At 40.8% G+C, this 12,694-nt stretch carries 12 protein-coding genes; 7 read left to right on the top strand and 5 right to left on the bottom strand.

Annotation, left to right across the window (positions count from 1 at the left end; genetic code table 11):
- Window positions 1-187 precede the first annotated feature (187 nt).
- Both VK179_09755 and VK179_09750 read right to left on the bottom strand, forming a co-directional pair.
- A complete protein-coding gene (locus tag VK179_09755) occupies window positions 188-451 on the bottom strand; it encodes a helix-turn-helix domain-containing protein (GenBank protein ID HLO59015.1) in 264 nt (87 codons plus the stop codon).
- A 1-nt stretch (window position 452) separates the two neighbouring features.
- Window positions 453-653 carry a hypothetical protein gene (locus tag VK179_09750; GenBank protein ID HLO59014.1) on the bottom strand — a complete coding sequence of 67 codons (201 nt, stop codon included), beginning with the start codon at window positions 651-653 and terminating at the stop codon, window positions 453-455.
- Window positions 654-814: 161 nt separating this feature from the next.
- Between VK179_09750 and VK179_09745 the strand changes: the two genes are divergently transcribed.
- Entirely contained in the window at window positions 815-1,273 is a 459-nt protein-coding gene (locus VK179_09745; protein HLO59013.1) for a helix-turn-helix domain-containing protein, read from the top strand.
- A gap of 6 nt (window positions 1,274-1,279) precedes the next feature.
- Window positions 1,280-1,648 carry a hypothetical protein gene (locus VK179_09740; protein ID HLO59012.1) on the top strand — a complete coding sequence of 123 codons (369 nt, stop codon included), beginning with the start codon at window positions 1,280-1,282 and terminating at the stop codon, window positions 1,646-1,648.
- Between the two features lie 264 nt (window positions 1,649-1,912).
- Here VK179_09740 and VK179_09735 read toward each other — a convergent pair whose 3' ends face one another.
- The 3 genes from VK179_09735 to VK179_09725 form a co-directional block, all read right to left on the bottom strand.
- Window positions 1,913-4,075 (bottom strand): family 20 glycosylhydrolase, encoded by a 2,163-nt coding sequence (locus VK179_09735; protein HLO59011.1) that lies wholly within the window; start codon window positions 4,073-4,075, stop codon window positions 1,913-1,915.
- Window positions 4,076-4,117: 42 nt separating this feature from the next.
- A complete protein-coding gene (locus VK179_09730) occupies window positions 4,118-4,894 on the bottom strand; it encodes a hypothetical protein (protein HLO59010.1) in 777 nt (258 codons plus the stop codon).
- A 119-nt stretch (window positions 4,895-5,013) separates the two neighbouring features.
- Window positions 5,014-5,640: a glycosyltransferase gene (locus VK179_09725; protein ID HLO59009.1), complete on the bottom strand. Its 627-nt coding sequence runs from the start codon at window positions 5,638-5,640 to the stop codon at window positions 5,014-5,016.
- A 591-nt stretch (window positions 5,641-6,231) separates the two neighbouring features.
- Between VK179_09725 and VK179_09720 the strand changes: the two genes are divergently transcribed.
- From VK179_09720 to VK179_09700, 5 genes are all read left to right on the top strand, one after another.
- Window positions 6,232-6,600, top strand: a complete 369-nt coding sequence (locus tag VK179_09720; GenBank protein ID HLO59008.1) for a Dabb family protein — start codon at window positions 6,232-6,234, stop codon at window positions 6,598-6,600.
- An 84-nt stretch (window positions 6,601-6,684) separates the two neighbouring features.
- Entirely contained in the window at window positions 6,685-8,688 is a 2,004-nt protein-coding gene (locus tag VK179_09715; GenBank protein HLO59007.1) for a serine hydrolase, read from the top strand.
- Window positions 8,689-8,729: 41 nt separating this feature from the next.
- Window positions 8,730-9,647, top strand: coding sequence for a hypothetical protein (locus VK179_09710; protein ID HLO59006.1), 918 nt, complete (start codon window positions 8,730-8,732; stop codon window positions 9,645-9,647).
- Between the two features lie 23 nt (window positions 9,648-9,670).
- Complete coding sequence (locus tag VK179_09705; GenBank protein ID HLO59005.1) at window positions 9,671-11,503, top strand: glycoside hydrolase family 2 TIM barrel-domain containing protein; 1,833 nt, start codon at window positions 9,671-9,673, stop codon at window positions 11,501-11,503.
- Window positions 11,500-12,618 (top strand): Gfo/Idh/MocA family oxidoreductase, encoded by a 1,119-nt coding sequence (locus VK179_09700; protein ID HLO59004.1) that lies wholly within the window; start codon window positions 11,500-11,502, stop codon window positions 12,616-12,618. The genes VK179_09705 and VK179_09700 overlap by 4 nt, the downstream gene beginning before the upstream one ends.
- Window positions 12,619-12,694 lie beyond the last annotated feature (76 nt).

Here is a 12,694-nt window from a genome sequence, read left to right as displayed (position 1 = left end):
TTCCTGGTCTCTTTCACCTGAAATACTACCAATGGAAATAATGTCATCCCTGGTAAGATTATAATCATTGATAAAATTATCGTACAGGTTAATACAACTTGGAATGGTGATTTCAGTATCTTTGTCCATTGGTTGAGCTTGTTGTTAAAAAATAACCCGCATTGGTTGTGTCTACCAGGCGGGTTTATTATTTATGAGTTGTTTGTAATCCTGACAGATATTCATTCAACGCCAGCTGAGTAATTCTATTATCGTTTGTAACAGGGATCCGCCCTGTTTTCACAAGCTTTTTAATAGTGGTATGATGCCGGCGTAATTTTTTAGCCACCTGGTTAATTGTGAAGGTGGTTGATTGATCCAGTTTCTTCTGACTTTCAGATTGATGTCTGTCTAAGCATTTCATTATTATGCTTTCCAGCTCTTCTTTATTATATAAGGCAACATATTCCATATCAGTCGAGTAAATCTGACAAATCAACTTTAAGCATTTTCGAGATAATATGTGCTTCTTTTAATGTGGGTTCCTTTTCTCCTCTTATCAATAAACCCCACCTTTTTCGACTAATCCCTGTAAGTATTGGAAAATCTTTTACCGGTTTTAAATGAAAGTATTGACTTTCAATCTCTTTTACTATTGAAGTAAGTTTATTCATAATTTAAAGTTTTAATAACACAACAAATATATAAGATTTACTATATAATTACCAGTATTACTTATATTATTTATTAACACCCGTAATTAATATAATTATTACTTGATTAATAAACTGATATTTAGTACTTTTATAGTACTAAAAATTAAGCTTTACTGATAATGAACGAATCTTATAAACAACTACTTAAGGAAATCAGGATTCGAAGACACCTAAAGGACATTAGCCAGGCAAAAATGGCTGAATACATGAATATAAGTCAAAGTGCTTATGGTCAAATGGAAAACGGTAAAATCTCATTATCTATAGAAAGACTTAAACAGATTGGCGAAATCTTAGATATATCAATGTATGATATACTTAGGTATTCAGACTTTGAAGATATCACAGCCAAAAATTTAGTTGAGACTTCAAAGCAATATAAAGAGGAGCTTGAGAAAAGAGAAAAGTTTTTTAAGAATATCGAAAGCATGATTCATGTTCTTGGGGAAAAAATTAATGAATGCTTAAATCAATATGCACCCGGGAATCAAGAACTTTACAAAAAAATGGAACAACTAGCTGAAAGATACCAGGATCTTCTTAATGCTATAGATATATATAAAATAGGCCTAAAATAAATTAGGATGAATATTGTACAAGTTCAGAACATTACCGTTGATGAATTAATAGAAAGAATTGTTGAAATAACAGGACTTAAAAACAGTTCAGACAATAATTCAAAAAGCGTTATCTCGAATATAGTAGTGCTAAGTCGTAAAGATGCTGCAAGATCATTAAATATTAGTACATCTTTATTTGACAAACTTTCAAATATGGGATTAATACCGCAAACCGTAATATTAGGTTATAACAAGCAGGGGGAAAAGATCATGAGGTGGGCTGAACATCACATTATTAAAATAAAACCTATAATTCAAGAATTGAGGTTTAACCAGAATCTGGAGGTTTATTCGAATGCCAGGAAAAAGGTGCAATCACTTTTACAATTATAAAGCTACAATAATTACACATTATGATAACTTACTTAAATGTATTAAATTATAACACAGACATATAAGATCTATTTTGCGATAGTCCGCCAGAGACCTCAAAGAAATCCCTGCTCCGACATAGTCGGAGAGGGATTTTTTATTTGGGGACCACGCAAACTAAAGTTTGCAGTGGACCACAAATAAAAAAGCCCGTACGCCGGCAGGCGCAGGGATTTCTTTGATAGGGCAACCATAAACCGTGATCAACCGAAGGTAATCAGCCAGTTAATTCATATCAATCAACTTCTTTATATACGGCATCAGCAACTCCTGCGCCTGGATCATCCATGACAGGTCCTCGCGCTGGCTGGCCAGGTGAAAATACCGGTCGGGAACATAATTTTGAGGATATTCGACAAACCGTGTTTTGCTATATACCTGTTTCAGATTATTCCAACGTTTATCAAAATCGTCAATAGCCAATTTAACTTCATCCCTGCCATTGCTTTGGCCCTGGTCCATCTTTTCAAGGGCAACCATCAGACGTGGCGTATTCATCTGGAACTCATACAAGGCAATGGCCAGCTCCCAATAATAGCTGTTTCTTAAGGATGCGTCGAGTAATGCCTGAAGTCTTCTTATATTTTCCGGGTATTCATTAACCAGTTTCCCAGCTATACTAAGCCGGTCGCTATACTTTTTTGACCATGCACCCGGCGCATTTGGATCAGGCAGTTCAATCAGTTTCTGTGAGTAATCAAAAACCACATTTTCCTGTCCTGCCAACGGCGGCAACCAGTGTTCAACCCGAGTAAGGCTCTGTAATTTGTTATCCTCATCCAGCATATTGCCCTGTTTATACAATGCCTCATACCAGAATTCCGATCCTTCCCTCAGCTTTTGGTGAAACAGAAGGTAATCCGGCACGGTCAGCCCGAATTCACGCCTGAGCCAGGCCTCATCGAACTTTTCAAGTGTACGTCCGCCGGGAGACCAGCTGTATTCGGCAGCTGCAATAAATCCGCGCCAGTAATTCTCCATATGAGGTGATTTATCATCCCAGGCTGTGCACAGCATTCCCTTAACATCTTTTTGTGCGGCAAGATCAATAAAGCTTTTAATGCTAACTATCCCGGCAGATTCAGCACCTTTATCCCTTATATCCTGCTGAAACAACTCACCCCCTTCCGTGTTGGTGGCAGTTGCGATCATTGTATTCAGGCCACGCGATTTGTACCAGTCGAGTGCCATGATATTCCCCGGTTGACGGGCCATGGAATAATTCCACCGCATATACACGCAATTTTTGGGGAAATCCTCCAGCAAGCTGTCCATCGCCGGCATTCCTTTTTCCCATCGTTGCCTCGCATCCGATTCAGTGATTCCGTCGTCGTAGGTGGTTTCATAAACACCGGCTTCTTTCAACGGCATATCGTCCCAAAAAACAGGTATTCGCCCATTTTCCGCCGCAAATTCACAAACCCGCTTAAGCCAGTAAAGGCTGAGGCTTAGCATCCCTTCCTTGTCGGCCATAGGTTTGCATCGGGGACACAACCCGATATTGCCGATCTCATCTCCGCCGATATGCAGGTATTTTGATCCCGGTGTGGCGTCAATTGCGTCACGGTACAGGTCAAACAGCACCTGGTACGTGCCTTCATTGAGGGGGCAGAAGGCCCACTTGTTCCACGACAATTCCCTGAGGGGAACATAGGCTTCATGTTTCAGAATAAAAGTGGCGTGGCCCAGACCCTGTACAAGGGGTGTAATTTCAATGTTCCTTTCACGGGCATACCGGGTGAGTGCCGCCATTTCGTCGATACTGATTGCCTGTGGGGCGCCGACAAGCGGCTGCCGTTGGTACCTGAGTTTATCCTCGAATTCAAAGACAACGGCATTTATTTTATATCGGGCAAGCCGGTCAATGCTTTCATAATAATAGTTCATATGATCGAGGTGGTGCTTGACATCAAAATGCACCGCCCTGTAGGCCAGAACCGGGTAATCGGTTATTTCGCATGCGGGAAGAGGTTTGTTATATTCCAAGGCATCTTCAAGCATCTGTTCAAGAGTCTGGCACCCGTAAAAAAGACCGGCATGGTCCTTTGCTTTTATAGTGACTCCGCTTTGTCTGATTGTAAGGATATATCCTTCATTGGAAGGCAGACTCAGGGATGTATCTATTTCCAATTGCAAAGCACCTTTTTTGTCGATATGTGTTTCCGGAAGAACGGATAAAAGATTCCCCATAACAGGTCTTTTAACCGTTCCCTTTAGCATTACAGCATTCAGTGCTGTTGCCGGCAATCCATTAGCACCGGTGACTTTTACCTGTTTTGGTGAGGGGATGATGAGAAAAGGGGCTGGCAATTCCTGGCTAAGCAATGGTAGGTCAAAGATAACCGACAGGATTAAAAAACCTCGCAAACCTAAGATGGTTCTTGACATGATTAGATGGTTTAATACATCTAAAATTACCGATATTTTTAATTACTGTTTAGATGCCTTACTGTATTCCCTGTATTTTTTCTCAATTTCAGTATAAAGATCGATATCCATTATATCCAGGAGGTATTCATCCGAAAAATGGCAGTAAACCATAAATTTAATTATTTCTTCTTCATCGGTCAGCCCTGTAATTTTCCGGATCAATCCGGGGTTAAATTTCTCATAAACCTTCTTTTTTTGAGAATCTGTTACAACCCGGGCTTTCAGTTTTAACCGCTCCTTTTCATCACGGGTGTAAATGGGGAATGGCCCGGGTGCCCAGATTTTACCCGACAGCAGGGCAGAGTCATAGGCCGCCCGGCCTTCAATTTTTATCCGGTCGGAAAAACTGTTATTTAACTTTTCGACATCAGTTTCTGCCAGTTCAAGATCAATGAAATCCTCACGGAATTCGGGATAATTATTCCAGCCGTAAATTCTTGCTTCGGATAAGGTATGACTTTGTATTGAAAGCGAAAAAATACTGGGTGATTTTGAATTGATATAATTTCCAGCTACAACGATTTTCAGAAACGAATTATTTCCGGCTGATAGAACAAGGGTGTCACCGGGAGAAGAACCAATTTTAAAATATCCCAATGAATCCGAATGCACCAGTACATTTCTGTTATAATTGAAGATATCAGCAGAAGCAATGCCCATGTGGGTAAGAGAATCCACAAGTCTTCCAAAAACTTCGCTGTTCTGCGCTCCGACCTCTAAAGAAAACAGTTCCAGGAAAATACCGATAATGATAATAGAATTTCGAAGCAGATTCACTCCAGGTTGATTACAAGGAATAAAGGTATCAATCCTTTATAATCATTCAAAAATCAGCCTGTTAAAAAATCAGAAAAGAAATTTATTGACGGGATACGAAGTTACAGCCAGTCCGGAATTTAAAATGGAAAATAATTTCTAAAAATTCCGAGAAACTGATTTACGCGAACATCCCAACTATTTTGTTTTGCAAAGTCCTTTCTTTCAAAATAAGATTTTTCAGAGTCTTCGTTTACTGCTAACAATATGGTATCAAGGAGTTTGTTATCATCAGAAAATCTATATACTGATTTTTCCGGGAAATCCATATCCCTGAGATTAGGAAGATCACTGATTACAACAGGCTTACCAGCCAAAAGATATTGCCATAATTTATTGGAAGTATTTCCCGGGTTAATCTGCTTTAAATTATACAATGCCAGGCCTACATCAATTTTTGTTAATTCTGCCCATAAGGCCGAGCCTTTCAGTTCACCTGTCATTTTAACGCGCTGAATATTACTTAACTTGTTTTTAAAAGAAGGCTCCACAGACCCGATAAGTACCAGTTGTAGTTTTTTAGATTCAATAATTCTATTAATCAGTTCAATTGAAATTTGGCGCTCATTTATGAAACCTAAAATTGCTGCGGTAATAATTTCGTTTTGCTTAAACGGCTGTGGATGGTTATAGTCGGGAATTTGTACTGAAGATCCGAGCGGAATTTCGAAAGTATTGCTGTTATTCGTTTTCAGCTTTTCAGTCAAGTATTTGGATGTGGCAATGCAAAACCTCGAAGAACGGATCACTCTCTTTTCACATTCTTTAATATACTTGTCCATCAAAACATTGCTATATTTATAATTTCCACTGAATTCATCGTTACAGTAATATATAGTATTTGCAAAATAGCGTGAAATCAATGTAGCTGAGAAATCGAAATTAACTGTAAAAATTGTTTTGCCATATTTTTTTTGCAACCTGGAAAAGAGCCAGCATTGATACATTTCATTTATAAGAGGAAACCGGTACCGTATTTTGCTGCTAACCGGGAAATGGGGTTCTATTACAGTAATGTTTTCTTTTGGTTTAGATTCAACAAACCTGTTTATTCCAAATTTGTTTTTGGTAATGAAAATTATCGGGTAATAACAAGCAAGAGCATAAGTAAACTGATGACGGGCCCTTTCAGGCTCATCCCAAGAGGATATTGTGTTAACGAGGAAAACCACATTCATGTTTTTATGGAGTTTACGTAAATTGAATTGTTAATGTTTTTTAATTTCTTGACCAAACACTGACGCTAATTGAAAACGAAAATAGTAATTTTGGGTGAGGATCAACTTAAATCACTGTGTATGTATACCAGGTGCTTTCTTTCCTTACTATTGTCTGTTTTCATTATCCCGTCCGCCATGTCGCAAAACACTTCTGCCCGCATCCGCCATACTGTAGTCTTCACCCTCAAACATGAAAAAGATTCTCCTGAAGAAGCAGACTTTATTAATGACATTAAAAACCTTGCCGCCATTCCCGGTGTTGAAAAATTTGAGTTCATGAAACAGATCAGCAAAAAGAACAATTATGATTATGGACTCTCTATGGAATTCGCTGATCAGAAAGCGTATGACGCCTATAATCAGCATCCCGATCACGTGGCTTTCGTTCAGAACCGCTGGCTCAAAGAGGTAAAAGAATTTATGGAAATTGATTTTGCCATAGAGTAACGGTTTTAAAATTGAATCGTCTTAGAATTATATTTAAGACCCAAGCCCTTATAATACAATCCCATTTTATTAATTCTCTATCAAATGAAACCACAAATCGCTTACAAATGCATGATTACTGCATTTTTTTGCTTTGCCATGCTTTTAGTCAATTGTCAGACAAAAGAATTCACATTAACACAAGGAACTAAAACTTCAGCCGAATTAAAAACCGGTGAGACACACCGGTATTCCCTGAATCTCGATGCCAATCAATTCGTATTTGCCAATCTGTTTCAGCGCGGCATTGATTTGAAAATTACTGCTTACGATCCTGACGGAAAAGTATTGGGCCAGTTTGACAGTCCCAATTTCCGCAACGGAGATGAACCGATTACCCTGTTGTCAGACAAGAAAGGCAAATATATCCTGGAAGTCAGTTCCATTGACGTAAAAGATTATAAGGGAAAATATGATATTACTCTTCAAACGGTCGAACCGAGGGGTATAACTCCTGAAAAACAAATCGACCAGATCATGGCACGGTTTAATACACTTTCCTCACCGGGGGCCTCTATCTCTGTGCTAAAAGACGGGAAAATTATATTCAGTAAAGGTTACGGCAGCGCCGAACTCGAATATGACATTCCAATAACTCCTACAACCGTTTTTCATATAGCATCGGTTTCAAAACAGTTTACTGCATTTGCGATCCTCATGCTTGAGAGTGAAGGTAAATTGTCAATCAACGATGATATCCGGAAATATATCCCTGAAGTTCCCGATTTCGGCAAAGTCATTACGCTCAATCATCTTCTTCACCATACAAGCGGGTTACGCGATCAGTGGGAATTACTGGGTATGGCCGGCTGGAGACTGGATGATAACATCAGCACCCAACAAATCATTAACCTTATAAGCCGGCAAAAAGAATTGAATTTCAATCCCGGTGATGAAATGGTGTATTGCAATACCGGTTTTACACTCCTTGCTGAAGTCGTTAAACGCGTGTCGGGAATGAGTTTTGCAGATTTCACAAAAAAACGGATTTTTGAACCATTGAAAATGAACCATACCCTGTTTTATGATGATTGCGAAAAAATCGTAAAAAACAGGGCCTATTCCTTTTATAGCGACAGTACAGGATTCAAGAAAAGTAATTTGCTTTATTCTACTACAGGTGCAACCAGCTTGTTCACGACCTCTGAAGATCTTTGCCTCTGGGCTCTGAATTTTGAAAAACCGGTCGTTGGAAAAGATTTTATCGACAGGATGAACCTTAGACAGGTGCTGAATAATGGTGACACCATTGGTTATGCTATGGGACAAGGAATTTACAATTACAGGGGACTTAAAATATATGAACACGGCGGGGCTGATGCAGGCTATCGCACGGATTTAATGAGAATTCCCGATCAGCATTTTTCAGTAAATGTACTGAGTAACCTTGCATCATTCAATCCCGGTGATATTGCAGGAAAAATCAGGGATATCTACCTTGCTGACAAAGAAACCAGAGAACCTGAAAAGCCCAGTGCTGAAGCTGTTGCAGATACTTCAAAAGCACCAATGACGCATGACATGCTGGTCAGCTATTCAGGCAAATATGAAATTCAACCCGGGCTGATAGCAACTATTACAAATGATGATAACGATCTTTTTGTTGAAACGCAAGGATTACAAAAAACAAAGATGATCCGGTTATCCAATTACAGGTTTGTGGTTAAGGAGGCTGATGCTGAACTTACTTTTAATCCGGATAACAACGGCAAGATAACGAAAGTACTTGTGAGCATACAGGGACAGCAAATTACAGCTAACAAGCTGCCCGATTTTGATCCTGCATCGGTAAACCTCAATGATTTTACTGGGGAATATCACAGTGATGAACTGAAAACATCATACACTTTGTTTGTTGAATCGGGAAAACTGGTTGCAAGACATTTCAGAACCGGGGATATCCATTTATCGCCTACCAGGGAAAATGTATTTAACGGCGATCAATGGTTTTACGGCCAGATGGAATTCACGCGTGACAGCAATAACAAAGTAACCGGATTCAAAGTGGGTTCAGGCCGGGTTAGGAATTTAAAATTCGAAAAATTATAAATTTGATGCTACTTTTGATATAGACTGAAATACATACCGGCATGAAAAGAACTATTCTGAACCTGTTGTTTTTATTGATCCTTTCTGCCGGTATCCGATCTCAATCCGTTCTGTCGCCGCTGGTGAAACATACTTTTGCATGCACGGATTATACCCGGGGACTGGTATGCATTATATCGGACGAAGGCAAGCTGCTCTGGCAATATCCGGCCGAGAACTGCAATGATTTGTGGGTTCTGCCCAACGGGAATCTGCTGTTCAATACAGGCAAAGGGGTAAAGGAAGTAACCCGTGATAAAAAAGTTGTTTTCAATTATGAATCGCAAAGCGAAATATACGCATGCCAGCGATTGGCAAACGGGAATACTTTTGTGGGCGAGTGTAATTCGGGTAAGTTTCTTGAAATTACACCTGCAGGACAGATTATAAAAACAATCAAACTTCTTCCGGACGATACTGATGGTGGTCATGGATTTATGCGCAATGCCCGTAAGCTGGATAACGGGAACTACCTGGTGGCTCACTATGGGCTCGACAAGGTTTGCGAATACGATTCTGCAGGCCGGGTTGTAAGAGAAATCCCGGTGACAGGCGGTCCTCATTCCGTCATTCGTCTGCCGAACGGCAACACATTAATTTCCTGTTCCGATCACAATGGTGATCCGCGAATTGTTGAAGTGGACAGATCAGGGAACACCGTATGGAAAATTGAAAAAGATGAGCTTCCCGGAATCAGCTTCAAATTTATGACCGGTATGGAAATATTACCTAATGGTAACCTTGTGTTCACCAACTGGCTTGGTCATAATCATTTTGGCGAAGCGCCCCATGCCTTTGAAGTAACCCGTGATAAAAAGGTAGTCTGGATGTATGATGATCACACCCTGCTCAAAACCATGTCAAACATCCAGGTGCTTGATACTAAAGGTAAGCCCTTAAAAGGAAAAGTGCTGCATTAAACTCTTAATCTTGGATACTATAAATGAAGACAACTGTTCTGTTCCTTCTGATGCTGATTACTATCGGATCTTTTGCCCAAAATCAGCCATACCCGCAGTTAATTAATATTTCAGGGAGAAGCACCACTTCCCTGGATGGTAACTGGAAAATCATTGTCGACCCATATGAAAACGGCTACTATGATTACAGGCGTAAGCCGGTTGAAAATAGTTTCGGGAAAGATCTTGACTGGAAAGATAAAAGCGTATTGCAGGAATATGAATTCGAATCGGCGAAAACGCTGAAAGTGCCGGGCGACTGGAACAGCCAGATGCCGGAACTGTATTACTATGAAGGCACAGTGTGGTACAGGAAACGATTCGATTATAATCCCACAGAAGGGAAACGGCTGTTCCTGCATTTTGGTGCTGTTAATTATGAGTCTATCGTTTTTTTGAATGGCAAAACTCTTGGAATCCATACAGGAGGATTCACCCCCTTTGATTTCGAGGTAACCGGACTCATCAAAGCAGGTGAAAACTCTGTTGTTGTTAAAGTGGATAATAAAAGGATTCCTGAAGGTGTGCCGACTTTGAAAACCGACTGGTGGAACTACGGCGGTATAACCAGGGAAGTTAACCTCATTGAAGCCCCATCTACCCTGGTAAGGGATTACTATGTTCAGCTGAAAAAAGGTGATGCGGGAAAGATTACGGGTTGGGTACAACTCGACGGAAATAAGCCTGTTCAGAAAGTACGTGTGGAAATACCTGAATTAAAGATTTCAACAGAAGTTACTTCAGATAATAACGGTTATGCATCCTTTGATATACCGGCAAGTCCTGTTTTATGGAGTCCTGAAAATCCCAAACTTTACACAGTTACCATTATCTCCGAGACCGACCATATAACCGATCAGATTGGTTTCAGAACCCTTGCAACAAAAGGCACAAAAATTCTGGTTAACGGAAAGGAGACTTTCCTGCGGGGAGTTTGCATTCATGAAGAAGCCGCCTACAGGAACGGAAGGGCCTGGTCGGCCGATGATGCGATAGCATTGCTGACCTGGGCGAAAGATATGGGATGCAATTTCGTACGACTGGCTCATTATCCTCATAATGAGCAGATGATCCGGCAGGCTGAAAAAATGGGAATCATGGTGTGGTCTGAAGTGCCTGTTTACTGGACGATCCGTTTTGACAATCCTGGTACATATTCCAATGCTGAACAGCAACTTATTGATATGATCACCCGTGATAAAAACAGGGCTAACATCATTGTCTGGTCAGTTGCCAATGAAACGCCACAGGGCAATGCCCGGTATGATTTTCTCAGCCGTCTTGCCGCAAGGGCGCGGAGTATGGATAATGTGAGATTTGTAAGTGCCGCCCTTGAAAAGGAAGAGATCAAACCCGGATTAATGACTGTAAATGATCCGCTCAGCAAACTTTTTGATGTGCTGAGTTTCAACCAGTATGTGGGTTGGTATGATGGCCTTCCGGAAAAATGTGACCGGGTGGAGTGGACTTTCACAGAGGAAAAGCCGGTCATCATCAGCGAGTTCGGCGGTGAATGCGTTTACGGGCTCCGGGGTGGGAAAACCGACCGCTTTTCAGAGGATTACCAGGAAGACCTGTATGTTCATAGTATCGCGATGCTTAAGAAAATCCCGGCACTGGCAGGTACTACCCCTTGGATACTTAAGGATTTCAGGTCGCCCAACCGTCAACTACCCGGATACCAGGATGATTTCAACCGGAAAGGGCTTGTATCCGACCAGGGACAAAAGAAACGGGCATATTTTGTGATGAAGCACTGGTATGACGAAATAAAATTGAAAGAACAATCTCAAACCCCGGCCAAATCAAAGCGATGATACGTAAAACACTCATTATATCAGCTATTTTGCTCGCTGTGGTTACTATTACAAATGCACAACCGCAAAAGCCGGTTAAAATGGCCATTGCCCGTATGACACATGACCATGTCGGTTTCATTCTCGACCGGATGAATCAAGACAAAGGGGATTTGCAGGTTGTGGGAATTTTTGAGCCAAATCCAGACCTGGTAAGTAAGTATTCCGCTAAGTATTCCCTGGACAAAGGACTCTTTTTCGACAACCTCGGAAAAATGCTTGACCAGGTTAAACCTGAGGCTGTGCTGGCCTTCGGTTCGATATTCGAGCACCTTGAAGTTGTTGAAGCCTGTGCGCCCCGGGGCATTCATGTTATGGTTGAAAAGCCGCTGGCAGTGAATGTTGAACATGCGCAAAAAATCAATGCACTCGCATTACAATACCGGATTTTTGTACTTACGGATTTTGAAACTTCATGGTACCCTAGCACAGCCAAAGCCTGGCAACTGGTGAATGACAGCAATTATGTAGGTTTAATCAGAAAAATTGTGGTTCATGACGGTCACCAGGGTCCCGTTGAGATAGGCTGCAGCAAGGAGTTCCTTGAATGGCTCACAGACCCGGTTAAAAATGGCGGCGGTGCCATCATTGATTTCGGATGTTATGGCGCAAACCTGATGACCTATATGACAAAAGGAGAAAAGCCCCTTTCAGTCACAGCAGTTACAAGGCGTTTAAAACCGCAGGTTTATCCCCGGGTGGATGATGATGCCACCATACTGGTTAATTTTCCGACAGGGATTTGCATTATCGAAGCTTCATGGAATTGGCCTTTTGGCCGGAAAGACATAGAAATTTACGGGCAGAACGGATATATACTTGCAGATAACAGGAATGACATGCGGATGAGAAACCAGTCGACAGGAAATGAAACTGTGAAAAGAATCACTTCAAATGATATCGCTGTTTATGAAGATCCTTTCAGTTATTTTATTCAGGTTATCCGTGGTAAAATAGTAATGAAACCTTATGATCCTTATTCCATCGATAATAATCTTACTGTTGTAAAAATTTTGGATGCCGCAAGAGAATCTGCCAATACAGGCAAGACAGTTTATTTAACCCAACCTGATTAACCCTCGCCTGCTAATTCTCGTATATTTGCACAAACCTGAGAAAGGCAATTATTGCGTTTCATTAAACCTCTTTACT

This window comes from Bacteroidales bacterium (assembly GCA_035299085.1).
Taxonomy (GTDB): Bacteria; Bacteroidota; Bacteroidia; order Bacteroidales; family UBA10428; genus UBA5072.
The sequence above is the reverse complement of the archived record's forward strand: the minus strand, read 5'-3'. Positions and strand labels throughout refer to the sequence as shown.